This is a genomic window from Rhizobacter sp. P2_D12 (assembly GCF_056404395.1).
Genome location: NZ_JBFUEB010000015.1, coordinates 48,487 through 68,184, shown reverse-complemented (window position 1 = coordinate 68,184; position 19,698 = coordinate 48,487). Strand labels below are relative to the sequence as shown.

Below are 19,698 nucleotides of genomic sequence, written 5' to 3'. Positions count from 1 at the left end.
GCCCCCCGTTGAGCGTTCCATGAAGCGTTTCACTGTCTCCTGCATGCTGTCTTTGCTGGTGTTGTGCGGCGTGGCCCCGGCCGCCGAGCGTGCGCCGGTCGTGCGCGGCGTGCCGGCCGCCGCCCAGGCGCGGGTCATCGTCAAGTTCAAGGCCGATTCGAGCGCGATGCGTGCGCTGTCGGCGGCCAGCGGCAGCACGGCAGCGCCGCAGCAGGCGCAGGCGCTGTCGCAGCGGCTGGGCCTGGCGCTCAGCGACGGCCTCGCGATGGACGCGCGCCGGCAGGTCGTGAAGGCCACCGGCCTCAGCTCGGCCGAACTCGCGGCCCGCCTGTCAGCGCTGCCGGACGTCGAGTACGCGGTGCCGGACGGCCGCCGGCGCGCGCTGGCCGCGCCGAACGACACCTTGTACGCGGGCGGCGCAAGCATCTCGCCGGTGGCCGGTCAGTGGTACCTGCGCGCGCCCACCAGCAGCGTGGTCTCGGCCATCAATGCCGAAGGCGCGTGGGCCGTCACCACCGGCAGCAGCAGCGTCGTCGTCGCGGTGCTCGACACCGGCATCCGCCCCGAGCACCCGGACCTGGCCGCCAAGCTGCTGCCCGGCTACGACTTCATCAGCGACAGCGCGACCGCGAACGACGGCAACGGCCGCGATGCCGACCCGACCGACCCGGGCGACTGGATCACCAGCGCCGAGGACGCCAGCGGCACCTTCGCCGGCTGCGGCGCCGAGGACAGCAGCTGGCACGGCACGCAGACCGCCGGCCTGGTCGGCGCGGCGACCAACAACGGCACCGGCATGGCCAGCGCCGGGCGCGACGTCAAGGTGCTGCCGGTGCGCGTGCTCGGCAAGTGCGGTGGCGACGACAGCGACATCATCGCGGCGATGCGCTGGGCCGCGGGCCTCGCGGTCAGCGGCGTCCCCACCAACGCCAACCCGGCCAAGGTGCTGAGCCTGAGCCTCGGCGGCGAAGGGACCTGCTCGCAGGCCTACAAGGATGTCATGACCGAGCTGACCACCGCCGGCGTCGTCGTGGTTGCGGCGGCCGGCAACGACGGCCTCGCGATCAACGTGCCGGCCAACTGCCCGGGCGTGGTGGCGGTGGCCGGCGTGCGCCACAGCGGCACCAAGGTCGGCTTCTCCAGCCTCGGGCCGGAAGCCACGATCGCCGCGCCGGCCGGCAACTGCGTCAACGCGAGCGGTGCCTGCCTGTACCCGATCCTGACCACCAGCAACACCGGCACCACCGCGGCGGTGGCCAGCACCTACACCGACGGCAACAACAACCTGTCGCTGGGCACCAGCTTCTCGACGCCGCTGGTGTCGGGCACGCTGGGCCTGATGTTCTCGGCCAACGGCACGCTGACGCCGGCCCAGGCCATCAGTGCGCTGAAGAGCACGGCGCGCGCCTTCCCGAGCAGCGGTGCCGACACCGGCGTGGCCGCCTGCAAGGCGCCGTCGGCGACGGCCCAGAGCAGCGAGTGCTACTGCACCACCAGCACCTGCGGGGCCGGGCTGCTGGACGCGAGCGCGGCCGTGAACGCCGTGGCGCAGCTGGTCGCCCGCATCTCCGCCGGCAGCACCAGCACCACCGCCGGCTCCAGCGTCACGTTCGACGGCAGCGGCTCCACCAGCTCGGCCGGGCACACGGTCACCGGCTACCAGTGGGCGCTGACCTCCGGCAGCAGCATCGCGAGCTTCAGCAGCGCGACCAATGCGGCCACCGCGACGGTCGCGACCAGCGGCACCGGCAGCTTCACCGTGAGCCTGACGGTGACCGACGATGCGGCGCGCCAGGCCACGTCGGCGGTGTCGGTCAGCGTGGCGGCTTCGGGATCTTCGTCGGGCAGCGATCCGACGGCGACGTCGAGCGGCAGCAGCGATTCCGGCGGCGGCGCACTGGGCTGGGCCTGGCTGGCCGGGCTGCTGGCGGCCGTGCTGGCGCTGCAGCTGCAGCAGCGGATTCGACACGGGCGCAGACCGATTCACACACCTTGAGGGGGCGTGTTGCGGCATGATCTTCGGTTCCACGGAGACATTCATGCGCCACATCCTTTCCCTTTCCTGGACCCTCGCGTTGCTCGTGGCCGGCGGCTCCGCAGCCGCTGCGCCGGCAGCCCCGCAGGCCCCGCGTGCGCTCGGCCTGATCGTCAAGCTGAAGGACGCGCCATCGCACGAGCAGGCGGCCGCGCTCGGCACGGCGCGCGCCGGCTCCGAACGCGTGCAGGCGGTCCTGCGCGACAGCGGTGTCAGCGCGCTGAAGGTGTCGCCGAACGGGCGGGCCGCGCAGCGGCTGGATTTCGACCACGCGCTGTCGGCCGGCGAGGCGCAGCAGCTGGCGGCGAAGCTGCGCGCGCGGCCGGAGGTCGAGTGGGTGGTGCCGAACGACCTGGAGCGGCGGCTGACTCTGCCCAATGATCCGAAGTACAAGACGCTCAATGGCTTCGACCAGTGGTGGTTACAGCCCACAGGAGGTTCGAATGCGAACGTCGCGCGAGACCGCATGCGCGGCGTGCCGAATCTGCAGGATGCGTGGACCACCAACACCGGCAGCAGCGCCATCACGATCGCGATCCTCGATTCCGGCGTGACGACACACCCGGACCTCTCCGCAGCTCGGTACTGGCCGGGGCGCGATTTCGTGTCCGAGATCGAGTACGCGAACGACGGCAACGGCTGGGACACGGATCCGACCGACCCCGGGGACTGGGTGTCGCCCACCGATCTAACCAACGATCTCTTCACCGGCTGCACTGAAGAAGACAGCTCGTGGCATGGAACGACAACGAGTGGCATCGCTGCCGCTGCCAGCAACGATGGAACGGGCGTGGCTGGGGTGAATTGGGGCAGTCATGTCCTGCCGGTGCGTGTGTCCGGAAAATGTGGTGCGACGGTCGCCGACATCGTCGATGGCATGCGCTGGGCGGCAGGCCTGGCCGTGAGCGGCGTGCCTGCCAATCCGCACCCGGCGCGCGTGATCAACCTGAGCTTCGGCGGCAGCGCCGCCTGCAACAACGCCTACCAGGACGCGATCAACGAACTGGCGGCGCTGAAGGTGGTGCTGGTCGCGCCGGCCGGCAACGAGAGCGCCGCGCCGACGCGTCCGGCCAACTGCAGCGGCGTCGTCGGCGTCGCCGCGGTGAACCGCGACGGCTTCAAGGCCAGCTACTCGAACTTCGGTGCCGGCATCCAGATCGCGACCGTCGGCGGCGATGCGATGTCGATCGGCAACTGGGGCAGCCGGGTCTACGACGACGGGATGTTGACGATCACCAACAACGGCTCCACGATCCCAGCTGGCGCCGACTATGCCAACGTGTTCGGCACCAGCTTCTCGACGCCGCTGGTGACCGGTGTGGTGAGCCTGATGCTGAGCGTCAACCCGAACCTGACGACGGCGCAGGTGATCGACGGGCTGAAGAAGAGCGCGCGTCCGCACGTCACCTCGCCGGTGGTCGGTGCGTGCGCCAACTCGAACCCGGGGCGCTGCATCTGCACCACCAGCACCTGCGGGGCAGGGCTGCTGGACGCGCCGCAGGCGCTGGCGTATGCGGCCAACCCGACCGGATACACCGCGCCGAACTGGCCGTCGGTGGTGATCGACACGCCGGAGCTGCGCGCGGCGGCGGCACAGGGGGCGGACCTGCCGCCGAACGGCCTGTCCGATGAACCGACGCCGCCGATCAACCCGCCCGGCGACGGCGGCGGGGCGCTCGGGTTCGGGTGGCTGGCGGGGTTGCTGGCGGCCATCTCGGCGGTGCGGCGGCAGCGGGCCTGAACGCGGACCCGGATTGGCATCCGGGCTACGGTTACCTCGGGCAGCTGCCGAAGGGCTTGTTTTGCAGGGCGTCTGATTTCAAGGCCATGACCTGCGCCCACAGGGCGTCGTCGGCGCGCGGGATGCGCAGGGTGTGCGACACCGTCGGGCCCGACAGCTGGGCCACGCGCGCGGTGCGCACGCCGCGTTGCGTCAGCTCGGCCAGCGCCTTCTCGGCCGCGCCCTTGTCGTCGAAGCGGCCGAGCGACAGGCCGACCTCGAACTCCGGCGCATTGCGCAGCTCCTCGTACGGCACCTTCATGCGCTTGAGCTCGTCTTCCTTCTTCTGCAGGCCGTCGCGGTTCGGGTACTTGCCCATGTAGACCATCCAGACCGCCGGCAGCTCGTTCTTCACGCTGGCCCAGCTGCCCGGCGGCAGCGCGTTCTGCAGCGCCGCCTCGGCGCCGGCGATCTGCGCCGGCGTGTACGGGCCGGCCTCGAGGCAGGCCAGCACCGGGTCGCCACCGGACGACGACGGCGCCGATGCGGCGGCCGGCAGCAGCCGCACGCTCTCGGGCCGCACCTGGCGCGCCAGCCGCTCGGGCTCGCGGTCGCCCTGCGCGCGGATGCCGACCACGTTGTCGAGCTGGCCCTGGGTCCACGCATAGAAGCCCAGGTTCACCAGCAACAACAGCAGCACCAGCCCTCTCAGCATGCGACGTCCCCGGGGCCGGTGTCGGGCGGGTCGCTGCCGTCGACCGGCGTCAGGCGCACGCTGACCTCGCCGCTGCCGACCTCGCGCAGGCCGTCCGCGGTGTTCACGCGCAGCATGCCGAGCGCGGTGACGCCGTCGGCCACGCCGCCGGGCACGTCGGCCTGCGTCGTGGTGATCGCCCGGCCGCGCAGCAGATCGCGCGCGGCGAAACGGTCGACGAAGGCGCCGAAGCCCTTGCGGTTGAACTCGAGCAGCGCCTTCACCAGCGGCAGCGCCACCCGCGCCAGCGTGGCCGGCGCGGTCAGTGCGGGGTCGAGTTCCTGCACGCAGCCGTAGCCGCTGTTCAGCTCGGCCGCGTGCATCGGCTGCACGTTCAGCCCGATGCCGATGACGGCCAGCCGGCGCGGCCCCGCCGCCACCGTCTCGATCAGCACGCCGCCCAGCTTGCGGCCCAGGCGCGAGCCCTCGCCGCCGGGCGGCTCCATCAGCCACAGGTCGTTCGGCCACTTGAGGCCGATGTGGGGCGACGAGGTGTCGCCGGGCGCGCGCGGATCGAGCGCATCGGCCAGCGCGACGCCGACCGCCAGCGACAGGCCCGACCAGTCCGGCGGGTTCATCGGCAACGCGAGCGAGAAGGTCAGCGACGCCACCGGCGCGGCCTTCCAGACCCGCCCCATGCGCCCGCGGCCGCCGGTCTGGTGCTCGGCCACCAGCAGGCAGGGCTGCACGTCGGCGGCGCGCCGCCCGAAGGCCGCGCTCTCGACGCTGCGGCGCACCTGCACCAGGTCGTCGGGCGCCTCGTAGCCTTCGCTCACGTTGACGCGCGCGCGTTCGAGCAGCGCGGTGTTGGTCGACGAGATGCGCGCGACGACCTCGACGCTGAGCCCCGGCAGCAGCGGCTCGAGCTGCTGCCACAGCGCCTCGGCGCCCCAGTGCTGCGGCGGCGCGGCGGGCGGCAGGGTCGGATCGCTGGTGTCGTCGCTCATGGGCTCAGCCCCGTTTCAGCGCTTGGGCGCCAGCATCGTGCCGCGGCAGTTGCGGGTGCCGCAGCGGCATTCGTATTCCTTCTTCAGCTTCGGCGTGTAGCGCTCGTCGATGATCAGGCCGTAGTCGTAGAAGAGCTCCTCGCCCGGCTTGATCGCACGCCGCGCCTTGATGAAGACGCGGCCGTCGATCTCGTCGGACTCGCAGTTCGGCGAGCAGGCATGGTTGATCCAGCGCGCCGCATTGCCACCGTACTTGGCATCGATGGCCATGTCGCCGTCGAGCTGGAAGTAGAAGGTGTGGTTCGGGTCCTTCGGGTCGTGCGGGTGGCGGCGCAGCGCCTCGTCCCACGGGATCACCTCGCCCTTGTACTCGATGACGATCTCGCCCTTGGCGATCGGCGCGATCGCGAACACGCCCTTGCCGTGCACGCCGGAGCGGCGCACCTGGATGCGGCGGCCGACGGCGGCGTGCGGGGCCGCTGCGCGAGGGGGGGTGGTAGTTCTGGACCGAGGGGACTTGGCGGTGCCGGCTTGCGTCATCGGTTTCTTTGGGTACATTGAATTCATGGGTGCGCGCGCGTGCACGTGTGTGCGTGCATGCGCGCGAGAAGCCCGGATTGTAGAGAGCGCGCGCCCGTCGGCGCATCGCCACCAACAGAAAGACCCATGAGCAAGTCACTGATCATTGCCGAGAAGCCCTCCGTCGCCCAGGACATCGTGCGCGCGCTCACGCCGACGGCAGGCAAGTTCGAGAAGCACGACGAGTACTTCGAGAGCGAGCATTACCTCGTGACCTCGGCCGTCGGCCACCTGCTGGAGATCAAGGCGCCGGAGGAATTCGACGTCAAGCGCGGCAAGTGGAGCTTCGCCAACCTGCCGGTGATCCCGCCGCACTTCGACCTGAATCCGATCGACAAGAGCAAGGGCCGGCTCAATGCCATCGTCAAGCTGGTCAAGCGCAAGGACGTCACCGACCTGATCAACGCCTGCGACGCGGGCCGCGAGGGCGAGCTCATCTTCCGCCTGATCCAGCAGCACGCGAAGAGCAAGCACCCGGTGCGCCGGCTGTGGCTGCAGAGCATGACGCCGGCGGCCATCCGCGACGGCTTCGATCACCTGCGCAGCGATGCCGAGCTGCAGGGCCTGGCCCAGGCGGCGCGCAGCCGCTCCGAGGCCGACTGGCTGGTCGGCATCAACGGCACGCGGGCCATGACTGCCTTCAACTCGCGCGACGGCGGCTTCTTCCTGACCACCGTCGGCCGCGTGCAGACGCCCACGCTGTCGATCGTCGTCGAGCGCGAGGAGAAGATCCGCAAGCACGTCTCGCGCGACTACTGGGAGCTGAAGGCCACCTTCGCGGCCCAGGCCGGCGAGTACGACGGCAAGTGGTTCGACCCGAAGTGGAAGAAGAACCCGGACGATCCCGAGCTGCGCGCCGACCGGCTGTGGAACGCCGCCGACGCGCAGGCCATCGCCGATGCCGCGCGCGGCCAGCCGGCCAGCGTCACCGAAGAGGCCAAGCCCAGCACGCAGAGCGCGCCCGGCCTGTACGACCTGACCACGCTGCAGCGCGAGGCCAACTCGCGCTTCGGCTTCAGCGCCAAGACCACGCTGAGCATCGCGCAGACGCTGTACGAGAAGCACAAGGTGCTGACCTACCCCCGGACCGACAGCAAGCACCTGCCCGAGGACTACGTCGCGGTCGTGAAGAACACGATGGAGATGCTCGCCACCGACGACCTGCCGGGCCCGCTGCGCCCGCTGTCGGCGCATGCGGCCAAGGCCTTGAAGGACGGCTACGTGAAGCCGAACAAGCGCATCTTCGACAACGCGAAGGTGTCGGACCACTTCGCCATCATCCCGACGCTGCAGGCGCCGCGCAGCCTGACCGAGATCGAGGCCAAGCTGTACGACATGGTGGTCAAGCGCTTCCTGGCGGTGTTCTACCCGCCGGCCGAGTTCATGGTCACGACGCGCATCAGCACCGTCAAGGCCGGCGGCAAGGAGCACAACTTCCAGACCAACGGCAAGGTGATGGTGAAGCCGGGCTGGCTGGCGGTGTACGGCCGCGAGGCGCAGGAGGACGACGCCAACCTGGTGGCGGTGGCGGCCGGCGAACTGGTGCGCACCGAAGACGTCGCCGTCAACCCGATGAAGACCCGCCCGCCGGCGCGCTACACCGAGGCGACGCTGCTGTCGGCGATGGAAGGCGCCGGCAAGCTGATCGACGACGACGAGCTGCGCGAGGCGATGCAGGAGAAGGGCCTGGGCACGCCGGCCACGCGTGCGGCCATCATCGAAGGGCTGATCCTCGAGAAGTACATGCACCGCGAGGGCCGCGAGCTGATCCCGACCGCCAAGGCCTTCCAGCTGACCACGCTGCTGCGCGGCCTGGGCGTCGAGGACCTGACCAAGCCCGAGCTGACCGGCAACTGGGAATACCAGCTGTCCGAGATGGAGAAGGGCAAGCTCAGCCGCGAGACCTTCATGGCCGAGATCGCCGCGATGACGCAGCGCATCGTCGCCAAGGCCAAGGAATACGACCGCGACACCATCCCGGGCGACTACGCCACCCTGAAGACCCCCTGCCCGAACTGCGGCGGCGTCGTGAAGGAGAACTACCGCCGCTTCACCTGCGTCGGCACCAGCCCGGCCGAGGACAACGGCTGCGGCTTCTCGATCAGCAAGATCCCCGGCGGGCGCAGCTTCGAGCTCGACGAGGTGGAGCGCTTCATCGCCGACAAGAAGATTGGGCCGCTCGAAGGCTTCCGCTCGAAGGCCGGCTGGCCGTTCACCGCCGAGCTGAAGCTCGCCTTCGACGACGAGATCAAGAACTGGAAGCTCGAGTTCGACTTCGGCGAGGACGCGAAGAACGCCGAGGCCGGCGAGCCGGTGGATTTCTCCGACCAGGAAAGCCTGGGCGCCTGCCCGAAGTGCCAGGGCCGGGTGTTCGAGTTCGGATCGTCGTACGTGTGCGAGCACGCGGTGGGCGCGCACATCACCTGCGACTTCAAGAGCGGCAAGATCATCCTGCAGCAGCCGGTGGCGCGCGAGCAGATGAGCAAGCTGCTGGCCACCGGCAAGACCGAGCTGCTGGAGAACTTCGTCTCGAACAAGACGCGGCGCAAGTTCAAGGCCTACCTGGCCTTCGACAAGAAGGAAGGCAAGGTCAGCTTCGAGTTCGAGCCGCGCGCCGCCAAGGTGCCGGCCAAGTCCGCGGCCGGCAAGACGGCCGCCGCGAAGGCCGCCCCCGCGCCTGCCCCGGCCGCCAAGACCGTCGCGGCCAAGGCCCCGGCGAAGAAGGCGGTCCGCAAATCGGCGGCGAAAGGCAAGGACGACGCCGGCGACGACAGCGACGCCGGCTGAGTGTCATTTCTCAGTCACTGACGAGTAACTCATTCGAAACTCTGACGCGACATTTCTCACGTTGGGTCTCTGCGTTCCGCGTGTTGTGACGCCTGTGTGATGCGACACTTGGGCAACTACAAGTGCGCGCACACTCGGCTGTTACCGGTTGTCACAATGCTGTGACCGGCAGGCCACCGGGGTGACGCGGCGGGGCGGCCTGCCGTCGTTGGGGGGCTCGCCAAGGCAACCACTCGAACAGGGATTCCGAATGAAACTGCGTGACTTCCGCTGGCTGGCCGCCGCCGCCCTGATCGCCGCGTCGTCCTGGGCGCAGGCCCTGGTGTTCGCGGTCAACGAGGGCGTGACCTACCGCGTGCCGAACGACGAGGTGCGGGCGAAGTACACCGCGATCGCGGCCGACCTGAGCCGCATCCTGAAGCAGYCGGTCAGCGTCGAGCCGATTGCCGACTACCCGTCGCTGCGCCGCGGCCTGGCCGACAAGACCTACGACCTGGCGATGGTGCACCCGGCGCACATCTCGATCGCGGCGATCAAGAACCCCGGCTACAAGCTGGTCGCGGTGACCAAGGGCTTCCTGGAGTACCGCGCCAGCTTCCTGGTGAAGTCGGATTCGCCGCTCGCCTCGCTGGCCGACCTGAAGGGCCGCAAGCTGGGCGCGCCGGACGAGGACTCGATCACCGCGTGGATGGTGCGTGCGACCCTGCGCGACGCGATCGGCGACCCGAAGCAGGTGGCCATCACGTACACGCGCTACCAGGATGCCGTGCCCTTCTTCGTCGAGAACAACCTGACCCAGTCGGGCGCCACCGCGTCCGGCGCGGTGGTCAAGGACTGGCTGGCCAAGGGCGGCAAGGTGATGTTCAAGTCGAAGCCGGTGCCGATCAAGCACATCATCGCGAGCCCCAACCTGACGGCCGAGCAGGTCGACAAGGTGCGCGAATACCTGGTCGGGCTGGACGCCAGCGAAGAGGGCCGCAAGAAGCTGGAGCCGACCAAGTTCCAGGGCTTCGTGCGCTACGACGACGCGGCGCTGATGGCCATCGGCACCTGGCTGGGGCTCTGAGGCACGCCGGGGCCTGCGCAGCGGCCAGCCCCGGGTTCGTGCCGCTTGCGCTGCGGCACGGCGAGGCCTAATCTCGGGAAGCCGGAAACGTATCCCGAGGAGCCCGCCATGTTGCGTGTTGTTCGTGCGTTCAGTCTCGTGCCCGTGCTGCTGTTGGCCGCTTGCGCCAGCGGCGTGCCGGTCGGATCCACGATGGAGGTCGACCAGCAGAAAGTCGCCGCGGTCGATCGCGCCGCCCACGGACGGGGCGTCACGGTCTACTGGGTGACCCTGCCGACCAAGCGGGTCGCGCCCCCACCTGCCGCGACCGCCGCACCCGGTTGACCCGAGGGCTTGATCGATACTGGCGCGATGTCGTCGCCGGTATTCTTCAAGCTCCTCGCCATCTTCCTGGTCGTTGCGCTGGGCTATGTCGCCGGCCGGCTGCGCTGGCTGGGTGACAACGACCCGGCGCGCGTGCTCGGCAACGCGGCCTTCTACATCTTCATCCCGGCGCTGCTGTTCCGCACCACGTCGCGGCTCGACCTGGCCGGCATGCCCTGGGGCACGCTGGCGGCCTTCTTCGTGCCGGCGCTGGCGCTGGTGATCGGCGTCTACGCGTGGCAGCGCCGCAGCGCTGCGTCCGGCCGGCTGTCCACCGCGGCGCCCAGCGTGCGGGCCATTTCCGCCAGCTTCGGCAACACGGTGCAGGTCGGCATCCCGCTGGCCACCGCGCTGTTCGGCGAGGCCGGGCTTGCCATCCACGTCGCGATCGTCAGCCTGCATGCGCTGACGCTGCTCACCGTGCTGACGGCGCTGGTCGAGCTCGACCTGGCGCGCGAGCGCGTCCGTTTGGGGCATTCGAGCGCCCACCTGGGGCGCACGCTGGCACGCACCGCGCGCAACACCATCGTCCATCCGGTGACGCTGCCGGTGCTGGCCGGGCTCGCGTGGAACCTGCTGGGCTCGCCGATGCCCGCGGTGTTCGACGAGGTGCTGATCCAGCTCGGCCAGCCGGTCGTGCCGCTGTGCCTGGTGCTGATTGGCATGTCGCTTGCGTACTACGGCGTCAAGGGCGCCGTGCGCGGCGCCGTGGTGATCTCGGCGATCAAGCTGCTGGTGCTGCCGGCCCTGGTGCTGGTGGCGGGCCACTGGGGCTTCGGGCTCTCGGGGCTGCCGCTGGCGGTGGTGGTGATGGCGGCGGCGCTGCCGATCGGCAGCAATGCGCTGATCTTCGCGCAGCGCTACACGGCGCTCGAAGCCGAGGCCACCGCGGCGATCGTGCTGTCGACCTTCGGTTTCGCGCTGACCGCGCCGCTGTGGCTGTGGTTGCCGGGCCGGCTGGGCTAGACCACTTCGACCGCCCCGGTTGCCGTACACGTCAATCGGGGCGCTATCATCGCGCGCTTGCCCGGACAACCCTTTACAGGACCCACACCCATGAAACTTCGCGGCTTCCCCCTCCGGGCCCTTGCGGCCACCTGCCTTCTGGCGTGCGCGGGCGCATCGTTCGCGGCCAAGACGCTGGTCTACTGCTCCGAGGGCAGCCCGGAAGGCTTCAACCCGCAGTACTACACGACGGGCACCACCTTCGACGCGGTGTCGGTCCCGATGTTCAACCGCCTGGTCGAGTTCGACACCGGCACCACCAACATCATCCCGGCGCTGGCCGAGAGCTGGACCGCCGCGGCCGACGGCCTGAGCTACACCTTCAAGCTGCGCAAGGGCGTCAAGTTCCACAGCACGTCCAAGTTCACGCCGACGCGCGACTTCAACGCCGACGACGTGCTGTTCTCGTACAACCGCATGGCCGACCCGAACCACCCGCTGGCCAAGACCCAGCCGGGCGCGACCTACGCGTACTTCGAGGACATGGGCATGAAGGACATCGTCGAGCGCGTCGAGAAGGTCGATGCGCTGACGGTGAAGTTCGTGCTGAAGAAGCCCGAGGCGCCGTTCATGGCCAACATGGCGATGGACTTCGCGTCCATCCTGTCGGCCGAGTACGGCGAGAAGATGAAGGCCGCCGGCACGCCCGAGGCGCTGGACCGCGAGCCGGTGGGCACCGGCCCGTTCCAGTTCGTCTCGTACCAGAAGGACGCGGTGATCCGCTACAAGGCCTTCGACGCCTACTGGGGCGGCCGCCCGAAGATCGACAACCTGGTGTTCGCGATCACCACCGACGCGTCGGTGCGCTACGCCAAGCTGAAGACCGGCGAGTGCCACGTGATGGCGTTCCCGAAGCCGGCCGACGTCGCGCTGATGAAGGCCGATCCGAACATCAACCTGGTGCAGCAGAACGGCCTGAACGTCGGCTACATCGCCTTCAACGTCGAGAAGAAGCCGTTCGACAACAAGCAGGTGCGCCAGGCGCTGAGCATGGCGGTCAACAAGAAGGCGATCCTCGACTCGGTGTTCCAGGGCGCGGGCCAGGCCGCCAAGAACCCGATCCCGCCGACGCTCTGGTCGTACAACGACAAGGTGGCCGAGTACCCGTATGACCCGGCGAAGGCCAAGGACCTGCTGGCCAAGGCGGGCTTCCCGAACGGCACCGAGGTCGAGCTGTGGTACCTGCCGGTGACGCGCCCGTACAACCCGGACGGCAAGCGCATGGCCGAGCTGATCCAGGCCGACTGGGAGAAGATCGGCGTCAAGACCAAGCTGATCACCTTCGAGTGGGGCGAGTACCGCAAGCGCAGCAAGACCGGCGAGCAGCACGCGATGATGTTCGGCTGGTCGGGCGACAACGGCGACCCCGACAACTTCTTCGTGCCGCTGCTCGGCTGCTCGGCGGTGAAGGGCGGCGGCAACGTCGCGCGCTGGTGCGACAAGGGCTTCGAGGAGCTGGTGCAGAAGGCCAAGGCCGTCACGAAGCAGTCCGACCGCGCTGCGCTGTACGGCAAGGCCCAGGAGATCGTCCATGAAGAGGCCCCGTGGATCCCGATCGCCCACTCGGTGCGCTTCGACCCGGTGCGCAAGGAAGTGATTGGCTACAAGATGGATGCGACCGCGCACCACTACTTCACCAAGGTCGATCTCGCGAAGTGACGACCCCTCGGCCGGCAAGGTCCACGAAGTGAGCCTCTTCGTGGCTCTTGGCGGCCCGGCGCCCGGCCCGCTCCCGTCCTGGCCACCATCTGAATGATTTCCTTCATTGCCAAGCGCCTGTCGCTCGTGCTGCCGACCTTCCTCGGCATCACGCTGCTGGTGTTCTCGCTGATCCGCCTGCTGCCGGGCGACCCGGTCGAAGCCCTGTCCGGCGAGCGCGGCATGACGCCCGAGCGCTACCAGCGCCTGGTGCACGAGTTCGGCCTCGACCGCCCGCTGTGGCAGCAATACCTGGACTACGTCTGGCGCGCACTGCACGGTGACCTGGGGCTGTCGACCATCACGCACGAGCCGGTGTTCCGCGAGTTCCTGACGCTGTTCCCGGCCACCATCGAGCTGTCGATGGTGGCGCTGTTCCTTGCGCTCGCGATCGGCCTGCCGGCCGGCATCCTGGCGGCGATGAAGCGCAACACCGTCTACGACTACACCGTGATGGGCGCGTCGCTGACCGGCTACTCGATGCCGATCTTCTGGTGGGGCCTGCTGCTGATCCTGTTCTTCTCGGTGACGCTCGGCTGGACGCCGGTGTCCGGGCGCATCGCGATCCAGTTCGACATCCCGCCGGTCACCGGCTTCATGCTGGTCGATTCGCTGCTGTCCGACGACAAGGGCGCGTTCCGCAGCGCGCTGTCGCACCTGATCCTGCCGGCGGTGGCGCTGGGCACCATCCCGCTCGCGGTGATCGCGCGCATGACGCGCTCGTCGATGCTCGAGGTGCTGCGCGAGGACTACGTGCGCACCGCGCGCGCCAAGGGCGCTTCGACCTGGCGCGTCGTCGCCATCCATGCGCTGCGCAACGCGCTGATCCCGGTGGTGACGACGATCGGGCTGCAGGTCGGCACGATGCTGGCCGGCGCCATCCTCACCGAGACCATCTTCTCGTGGCCCGGCATCGGCAAGTGGCTGGTCGAGGCCATCCACCGCCGCGACTACCCGGCGGTGCAGGGCGGCATCCTGATGTCGGCCACCGTGATCATCGGCGTCAACCTGCTGGTCGACCTGCTCTATGGCGTGATCAACCCACGCATCCGGCACCACTGAGACCGAACCCGAATGAGTGAAGCCAGCCTCCCGCAAGCCCCCGCCGGCAGCACGCCGCCGTCGCCGCTGGCCGAGCTGTGGCGCGATTTCCGCCGCAACCGCGGCGCCATCATCGGCCTCGTGATCGTGGTCGCACTGCTGCTGTGCGCGCTGCTGGCCGACGTGATCGCGCCGTATTCGCCGAGCGAGCAGTACCGCGATGCGACGCTGCAGGCGCCGTCGTGGCAGCCGGTCAACGGCCATCGCTTCCTCCTCGGCACCGACCCGGTCGGGCGCGACGTGCTGTCGCGGCTGATCCACGGCACCCGGCTGTCGCTGCTGATCGGCCTGGTGTCGGTGGGCCTGTCGCTGAGCATCGGCGTGGTGCTGGGCCTGCTGGCCGGCTTCTTCCGCGGCGGGGTCGAGTTCACCATCATGCGGCTGATGGACATCATGCTGGCACTGCCCAGCCTGCTGCTGGCGGTGTCGGTGGTGGCCATCCTCGGCCCCGGGCTGATGAACGCGATGTACGCGATCGCCATCGTGATGCTGCCGCACTTCGTGCGCCTGACGCGCGCCGCGGTGATCGGCGAGCTCGGCAAGGACTATGTCGCCGCGTCGCGGCTGGCCGGTGCCGGCACGCCGCGGCTGATGTTCGACACGGTGCTGCCCAACTGCGCCGCGCCGCTGATCGTGCAGGCGACGCTCGGCTTCTCGACCGCGATCCTCGATGCCGCAGCCCTGGGCTTCCTCGGCCTGGGGGCACAGCCGCCGACGCCGGAATGGGGCTCGATGCTGGCCAGCGCGCTCGAATTCATCCAGAGCGCCTGGTGGGTGGTGACGCTGCCGGGCCTGGCGATCCTGGTGTCGGTGCTGGCCTTCAACCTGATGGGCGACGGGCTGCGCGACGCGCTCGACCCGAAGCTCAAGAGATAAGCCCGATGGCCTTGCTGGAAGTGGATCAACTGCGGGTCGAGTTCGGCCCGGCCGCGTCGCCGTTCAAGGCGGTCGACGGCGTGAGCCTGCGCATCGATGCGGGCGAGGTGGTGGGCATCGTCGGCGAATCGGGCTCGGGCAAGAGCGTCACCGCGCTCGCGCTGATGGGCCTGGTCGAGGAGCCGGGCCGCGTCAGCGCCCAGGCCTTGCGCTTCGACGGGCAGGACCTGCTGGCCATGCCGCTGAAACAGCGCCGCCAGATGCTCGGGCGCGACATCGCGATGATCTTCCAGGATCCGATGAGCAGCCTGAACCCCTGCTTCACCGTCGCGTACCAGCTGATCGAGACGCTGCGCATCCACGAGGGCGGCTCGAAGAAGGCCTTGCGCGCACGCGCGCTGCAGCTGCTGCGCGACGTCGAGATCCCCGATGCCGAGCGCCGGCTCGATGCCTTCCCGCACCAGCTGTCGGGCGGCATGAGCCAGCGCGTGATGGTGGCGATGGCGATCGCCTGCAACCCGCGGCTCTTGATCGCCGACGAACCGACGACCGCGCTCGACGTGACGATCCAGGCGCAGATGCTGGCGCTGCTGCTGAAGCTGCAGCGCGAGCGCGGCATGGCGCTGATGCTGATCACGCACGACCTGGGCGTCGTGGCCGAGGTCGCGCAGCGGGTGCAGGTGATGTATGCCGGCGAGGTGGTCGAGACCGCGCTGGTGCCGCAGATCTTCGAGGCGCCGCGCCACCCGTACACCGAGGCGCTGCTGTCGGCGCTGCCGGAGCACAACATCGGCCGGCGCCGGCTCAGCTCGATGCCGGGCGTGGTGCCGGGCGCGTTCGACCGGCCGCAGGGCTGCCTGCTGTCGCCGCGCTGCCCGTACGTGCAGGACAGGTGCCGCGCCGAGCGGCCCGCGCTGTCCGGCCCCGAAGGTGCCCAGGCCCGCTGCTACTTCCCGCTTCATTCCGAGGTGCCCGCATGACCGCACCCGTCGCCCGGATGGAGGCCGAAGGCCGCAATCCGGGATCCCCCGACACCGTGGTGCTCCAGGCGAGCGGACTGGCCAAGCACTACCCGGTGTCCCAGGGCTTCATGAAGCCGAAGGCGCTCGCGCGTGCGCTCGACGGCGTGTCCTTCGAGGTCAAGGCCGGCCGGACGCTGGCCGTGGTCGGCGAATCCGGCTGCGGCAAGAGCACGCTGGCACGCCAGGTCACGATGATCGAGGCGCCCACGGCCGGCCACCTGGTGCTGGCCGGCGTCGACGTCGCCACCGCCGGTGCGGCGGCCCGCAAGGCGCTGCGCCGCGAGGTGCAGATGGTGTTCCAGAACCCGTTCGCGAGCCTGAACCCGCGCAAGACGATCGGCCGCGCGCTCGAGGAACCGCTGCTCATCAACACGCCGCTGTCGGCCGCCGAACGCGCCGAGCGGGCGCGCGCGATGATGGCCCGCGTCGGCCTGCGGCCCGAGTTCCACCAGCGCTACCCGCACATGTTCTCCGGCGGGCAGCGCCAGCGCATCGCGATCGCGCGCGCGCTGATGCTGTCGCCGCGCATCGTCGTCGCCGACGAACCGGTGTCGGCGCTCGACGTGTCGATCCAGGCCCAGGTGCTGAACCTGCTGATGGACCTGCAGGACGAGACGAAGGTGGCCTACGTCTTCATCTCGCACAACCTGGCGGTGGTGGAGCTGATCGCCGACGACGTGATGGTGATGTACCTCGGCAAGGTGGTCGAGCAGGCGCCCAAGCGGCAGCTGTTCGCCGCGCCGCGCCACCCGTACACGCGGGCGCTGCTGGCCAGCACGCCGCGCATCGACGCGGCCTCGCGCGCGCAGAAGACGGTGCTGAGCGGCGAGCTGCCGTCGCCGCTGAACCCGCCGAGCGGCTGTGCCTTCCACAAGCGCTGCCCGCATGCGATCGAGCGCTGCCGGGTCGAGGTGCCGGTGCTGGCCGAGGTGGCGCCGGGCCAGCTGGCGGCCTGCCACCGTTCGGCCGAACTGGCCTGATCCGGCCGGGATATCCACGTCGGGCCCCGCACTGGCATGCGGTTTGCGACAATGCCCGGATGACTTCGAACGACCTCCAGGCGACCATCGCCCACATGGGCGCGGCGGCGCGGGCGGCCAGCGGCCGGATGGCGGCGGCCTCCACCGCCGCGAAGAACGCCGCGCTGCTGGCGCTGGCACGCCGGCTGCGCGAGGGCGGCGATGCGCTGGCCCAGGCCAACCAGGTCGACATCGCTGCCGCCCAGGCCGCCGGCCTGGCCGCCCCGATGGTCGACCGCCTGAAGCTGACCCCGAAGGTGCTGGCCACCGTCGCCGAAGGCTGCGAACAGATCGCCGCGATGCCCGACCCGATCGGCGAGATCACCGGCCTGCGCCGCCGCCCGAGCGGCATCAGCGTCGGCCAGATGCGCGTGCCGCTGGGCGTGTTCGGCATGATCTACGAGAGCCGGCCCAACGTCACCATCGAGGCGGCCTCGCTTGCGATCAAGAGCGGCAACGCCTGCATCCTGCGTGGCGGCTCGGAGGCCCTCCAGTCCAACCTCGCGCTGTGGAAGCTGGTGCAGGCCGCGCTCGACGAGGCCGGCCTGCCGGTCGACGCGGTGCAGCTCGTGCAGACCACCGACCGCGCCGCCGTCGGCCACCTGATCGCGTCGCCGCAGGCGGTCGACGTGATCATCCCGCGCGGCGGCAAGGGCCTGATCGAGCGCATCAGCCGCGAGGCCCGGGTGCCGGTGATCAAGCACCTGGACGGCAATTGCCACGTCTACGTCGACGCGCAGGTCGATCTGGAACTGGCCTTGCGCGTGACCGACAACGCCAAGACGCAGAAATACAGCCCCTGCAATGCGGCCGAGTCGCTGCTGGTGCACCGCGACGTCGCGCCGGCCTTCCTGCCGCGCCTGGGCGCGCTGTTTGCCGCCAAGGGCGTCGAGATGCGCTGCGACCCGGCGGCGCTGGCGCTGCTGCAGCCGGTGGCCGGCGCGACGCTGGTCGCGGCGACCGAGCAGGATTGGGACGAGGAATACCTCGCGGCGGTCATCAGCGTGAAGGTGGTGGCCGACCTCGACGAAGCCATCGCCCACATCAACCGCCACGGCTCGCACCACACCGATGCGATCCTCACCGAGCACCACGGCCATGCGATGCGCTTCCTGCGCGAGGTCGATTCGGCCAGCGTGATGGTCAACGCCAGCACGCGTTTCGCCGATGGTTTCGAGTACGGGCTGGGCGCCGAGATCGGCATCAGCACCGACAAGTTCCATGCACGCGGGCCGGTCGGGCTGGAAGGCCTGACCTCGATGAAATGGGTCGTGCTGGGCCAGGGAGAAATCCGCACATGAGCGATCCGCGTTCGGCCCTGGTGCTGTTCTCCGGCGGCCAGGATTCCACCGCCTGCCTCGCGTGGGCGCTCGAAAGCTATGCCCACGTCGAGACCATCGGCTTCGACTACGGCCAGCGCCACGTCGTCGAGCTCGAGTGCCGGCTCAACGTGCGCGCGCAGCTGCATGCGCAGTTCCGCCGCTGGGCCGGCAAGCTGGGCGACGACCACCTGCTCGACCTGCAGCTGCTGGGCCAGATCTCCGACACCGCGCTCACCAAGGCGCGCGCGATCGAGATGAACGCGAGCGGCCTGCCGAACACCTTCGTGCCGGGGCGCAACCTGCTGTTCTTCACGTTCGCCGCGGCGATCGCCTACCGGCGCGGGCTCAGCGTGCTGGTGGGCGGCATGTGCGAGACCGACTTTTCAGGCTACCCCGATTGCCGCGACAACACGCTGAAGGCGCAGCAGGTCGCGCTGAGCCTGGGCATGGACACGCCGATGACGATCGAGACGCCGCTGATGTGGCTGGACAAGGCGCAGACCTGGGCGCTGACCGACGAACTCGGCGGCGAGCCGCTGACCCAGCTGGTCGTCGAGCACACCCACACCTGCTATCTCGGCGAGCGCAGCCAGCGCCACGAGTGGGGCTACGGCTGCGGCCAGTGCCCGGCCTGCGCGCTGCGCGCCCGCGGCTACGGCGCGTGGCGGCGTCACGGCTCGATGCCGTTCGCGGACACCGAGTTCTCCAGCTGAGGCTGTCGCGGCGGCTGCTGCAGCCAGGGCGCGAGCGCGCGCCGGCCTTCGGGCGTCAGCGTCAGCGCGCGCGAGCCCGCCACGCGGCGCAGCCAACCCTGGTCCATCGCGTGGTCGAGCAGGCTGACCGCCAGCCCGCCGGCCAGGTGGTCGCGGCGCTCTGACCAATCCAGGCAGGCATAGGCATAGCGCTTGGCGCCGCTCGGCGGCAACGCGATGCCCAAGGTCTGCAGTTCGTGGCGGCCGACGTCGCTCAGCACGAATTGGCCGTCGCGCGGCACCAGCGTGCCGCGGGCCAGCAAGCCCTCGAACCACGCGACGCCCAGCTCGCCGGCCAGGTGGCTGTAGCAGGTGCGCGCGGCCTTCAGCGGCTTGTAGGCGCCATGGTTCCATTTCTCCGAACCGGCGGCGCGCTCGGCCACCAGCGACAGCGCTTCGAGCGCGTGGCCGATGTCGGCGTCGGCGAGCCGGAAGTAGCGGTGCCGGCCCTGCGTGCGCACGACGACCAGCTCGTTGTCGACCAGCTGCGTGAGGTGCGCGCTGGCGGTCTGCGCGGTGACGCCGGCGGTTTCGGCCAGTTCGCCGGCCGCGAGGTACTGGCCGCCCATCAACGCGGCCAGCATGCGCGCCCGGGTCGGGTCGCCGATCATCGCGGCGATGCGGGTGAAGCGGGGTTCCGGGCTGCTCATCG

Annotated in this window: 17 protein-coding genes; 13 read left to right on the top strand and 4 right to left on the bottom strand. The window is 69.9% G+C overall.

All coding sequences use genetic code 11. The features are described 5' to 3' along the window. Positions 1–19 precede the first annotated feature (19 nt). A complete protein-coding gene (locus AC1DYN_RS07340) occupies positions 20–1,996 on the top strand; it encodes a S8 family peptidase (RefSeq protein ID WP_477958465.1) in 1,977 nt (658 codons plus the stop codon). A gap of 43 nt (positions 1,997–2,039) precedes the next feature. Further along, positions 2,040–3,776, top strand: a complete 1,737-nt coding sequence (locus AC1DYN_RS07335) for a S8 family peptidase (protein ID WP_477958464.1) — start codon at positions 2,040–2,042, stop codon at positions 3,774–3,776. A 31-nt stretch (positions 3,777–3,807) separates the two neighbouring features. Here AC1DYN_RS07335 and AC1DYN_RS07330 read toward each other — a convergent pair whose 3' ends face one another. Genes AC1DYN_RS07330 through AC1DYN_RS07320 form a run of 3 tightly spaced genes read right to left on the bottom strand, consistent with a single transcriptional unit; the run spans position 3,808 to position 6,014 of the window. Continuing rightward, on the bottom strand, positions 3,808–4,470 hold the full coding sequence (locus tag AC1DYN_RS07330; protein WP_477958463.1) for a hypothetical protein: 663 nt from the start codon (positions 4,468–4,470) through the stop codon (positions 3,808–3,810). Beyond that, positions 4,464–5,456, bottom strand: a complete 993-nt coding sequence (locus AC1DYN_RS07325; protein WP_477958462.1) for a biotin--[acetyl-CoA-carboxylase] ligase — start codon at positions 5,454–5,456, stop codon at positions 4,464–4,466. The genes AC1DYN_RS07330 and AC1DYN_RS07325 overlap by 7 nt, the downstream gene beginning before the upstream one ends. 15 nt (positions 5,457–5,471) lie before the next feature. Further along, positions 5,472–6,014, bottom strand: coding sequence for an SET domain-containing protein (locus tag AC1DYN_RS07320; protein WP_477958461.1), 543 nt, complete (start codon positions 6,012–6,014; stop codon positions 5,472–5,474). 108 nt (positions 6,015–6,122) lie between these two features. Here AC1DYN_RS07320 and AC1DYN_RS07315 point away from each other — a divergent pair, with 108 nt between their 5' ends. From AC1DYN_RS07315 to queC, 11 genes are all read left to right on the top strand, one after another. Beyond that, positions 6,123–8,822, top strand: coding sequence for a DNA topoisomerase III (locus tag AC1DYN_RS07315; RefSeq protein WP_477958460.1), 2,700 nt, complete (start codon positions 6,123–6,125; stop codon positions 8,820–8,822). A gap of 250 nt (positions 8,823–9,072) precedes the next feature. Further along, a complete protein-coding gene (locus tag AC1DYN_RS07310; RefSeq protein WP_477958459.1) occupies positions 9,073–9,888 on the top strand; it encodes a phosphate/phosphite/phosphonate ABC transporter substrate-binding protein in 816 nt (271 codons plus the stop codon). A gap of 108 nt (positions 9,889–9,996) precedes the next feature. Beyond that, positions 9,997–10,212 carry a hypothetical protein gene (locus AC1DYN_RS07305; RefSeq protein ID WP_477958458.1) on the top strand — a complete coding sequence of 72 codons (216 nt, stop codon included), beginning with the start codon at positions 9,997–9,999 and terminating at the stop codon, positions 10,210–10,212. Between the two features lie 27 nt (positions 10,213–10,239). After that, positions 10,240–11,217, top strand: coding sequence for an AEC family transporter (locus AC1DYN_RS07300; RefSeq protein ID WP_477958457.1), 978 nt, complete (start codon positions 10,240–10,242; stop codon positions 11,215–11,217). Positions 11,218–11,307: 90 nt separating this feature from the next. Next, a complete protein-coding gene (locus AC1DYN_RS07295) occupies positions 11,308–12,915 on the top strand; it encodes an ABC transporter substrate-binding protein (protein WP_477958456.1) in 1,608 nt (535 codons plus the stop codon). A 93-nt stretch (positions 12,916–13,008) separates the two neighbouring features. After that, positions 13,009–14,016 carry an ABC transporter permease subunit gene (locus AC1DYN_RS07290; RefSeq protein ID WP_477958455.1) on the top strand — a complete coding sequence of 336 codons (1,008 nt, stop codon included), beginning with the start codon at positions 13,009–13,011 and terminating at the stop codon, positions 14,014–14,016. Between the two features lie 12 nt (positions 14,017–14,028). Further along, positions 14,029–14,931 (top strand): ABC transporter permease subunit, encoded by a 903-nt coding sequence (locus AC1DYN_RS07285; RefSeq protein WP_477958454.1) that lies wholly within the window; start codon positions 14,029–14,031, stop codon positions 14,929–14,931. A gap of 5 nt (positions 14,932–14,936) precedes the next feature. Further along, positions 14,937–15,911: an ABC transporter ATP-binding protein gene (locus AC1DYN_RS07280; protein ID WP_477958453.1), complete on the top strand. Its 975-nt coding sequence runs from the start codon at positions 14,937–14,939 to the stop codon at positions 15,909–15,911. A gap of 17 nt (positions 15,912–15,928) precedes the next feature. After that, positions 15,929–16,933 (top strand): dipeptide ABC transporter ATP-binding protein, encoded by a 1,005-nt coding sequence (locus tag AC1DYN_RS07275; RefSeq protein WP_477958483.1) that lies wholly within the window; start codon positions 15,929–15,931, stop codon positions 16,931–16,933. Positions 16,934–16,992: 59 nt separating this feature from the next. Continuing rightward, complete coding sequence (locus tag AC1DYN_RS07270; protein ID WP_477958452.1) at positions 16,993–18,273, top strand: glutamate-5-semialdehyde dehydrogenase; 1,281 nt, start codon at positions 16,993–16,995, stop codon at positions 18,271–18,273. Then, positions 18,270–19,007 carry a 7-cyano-7-deazaguanine synthase QueC gene (queC, locus tag AC1DYN_RS07265; RefSeq protein WP_477958451.1) on the top strand — a complete coding sequence of 246 codons (738 nt, stop codon included), beginning with the start codon at positions 18,270–18,272 and terminating at the stop codon, positions 19,005–19,007. Before AC1DYN_RS07270 ends, queC begins: the two co-directional genes overlap by 4 nt. On the opposite strand, the gene AC1DYN_RS07260 is transcribed toward queC, so the two are convergent. Continuing rightward, positions 18,965–19,696 carry an ArsR/SmtB family transcription factor gene (locus AC1DYN_RS07260; RefSeq protein ID WP_477958450.1) on the bottom strand — a complete coding sequence of 244 codons (732 nt, stop codon included), beginning with the start codon at positions 19,694–19,696 and terminating at the stop codon, positions 18,965–18,967. The two genes, queC and AC1DYN_RS07260, sit on opposite strands and share 43 nt — an antisense overlap. Positions 19,697–19,698 lie beyond the last annotated feature (2 nt).

What these genes read in the sequence shown, in the direction of transcription:
- AC1DYN_RS07340 (WP_477958465.1), top strand. Translation starts at nt 20, where the DNA reads ATGAAGCGTTTCACTGTCTCCTGCATGCTGTCTTTGCTGGTGTTGTGC.
- AC1DYN_RS07335 (WP_477958464.1), top strand. Translation starts at nt 2,040, where the DNA reads ATGCGCCACATCCTTTCCCTTTCCTGGACCCTCGCGTTGCTCGTGGCC.
- AC1DYN_RS07330 (WP_477958463.1), bottom strand. Translation starts at nt 4,470, where the DNA reads ATGCTGAGAGGGCTGGTGCTGCTGTTGTTGCTGGTGAACCTGGGCTTC.
- AC1DYN_RS07325 (WP_477958462.1), bottom strand. Translation starts at nt 5,456, where the DNA reads ATGAGCGACGACACCAGCGATCCGACCCTGCCGCCCGCCGCGCCGCCG.
- AC1DYN_RS07320 (WP_477958461.1), bottom strand. Translation starts at nt 6,014, where the DNA reads ATGTACCCAAAGAAACCGATGACGCAAGCCGGCACCGCCAAGTCCCCT.
- AC1DYN_RS07315 (WP_477958460.1), top strand. Translation starts at nt 6,123, where the DNA reads ATGAGCAAGTCACTGATCATTGCCGAGAAGCCCTCCGTCGCCCAGGAC.
- AC1DYN_RS07305 (WP_477958458.1), top strand. Translation starts at nt 9,997, where the DNA reads ATGTTGCGTGTTGTTCGTGCGTTCAGTCTCGTGCCCGTGCTGCTGTTG.
- AC1DYN_RS07300 (WP_477958457.1), top strand. Translation starts at nt 10,240, where the DNA reads ATGTCGTCGCCGGTATTCTTCAAGCTCCTCGCCATCTTCCTGGTCGTT.
- AC1DYN_RS07295 (WP_477958456.1), top strand. Translation starts at nt 11,308, where the DNA reads ATGAAACTTCGCGGCTTCCCCCTCCGGGCCCTTGCGGCCACCTGCCTT.
- AC1DYN_RS07290 (WP_477958455.1), top strand. Translation starts at nt 13,009, where the DNA reads ATGATTTCCTTCATTGCCAAGCGCCTGTCGCTCGTGCTGCCGACCTTC.
- AC1DYN_RS07285 (WP_477958454.1), top strand. Translation starts at nt 14,029, where the DNA reads ATGAGTGAAGCCAGCCTCCCGCAAGCCCCCGCCGGCAGCACGCCGCCG.
- AC1DYN_RS07280 (WP_477958453.1), top strand. Translation starts at nt 14,937, where the DNA reads ATGGCCTTGCTGGAAGTGGATCAACTGCGGGTCGAGTTCGGCCCGGCC.
- AC1DYN_RS07275 (WP_477958483.1), top strand. Translation starts at nt 15,929, where the DNA reads ATGGAGGCCGAAGGCCGCAATCCGGGATCCCCCGACACCGTGGTGCTC.
- AC1DYN_RS07270 (WP_477958452.1), top strand. Translation starts at nt 16,993, where the DNA reads ATGACTTCGAACGACCTCCAGGCGACCATCGCCCACATGGGCGCGGCG.
- queC (WP_477958451.1), top strand. Translation starts at nt 18,270, where the DNA reads ATGAGCGATCCGCGTTCGGCCCTGGTGCTGTTCTCCGGCGGCCAGGAT.
- AC1DYN_RS07260 (WP_477958450.1), bottom strand. Translation starts at nt 19,696, where the DNA reads ATGAGCAGCCCGGAACCCCGCTTCACCCGCATCGCCGCGATGATCGGC.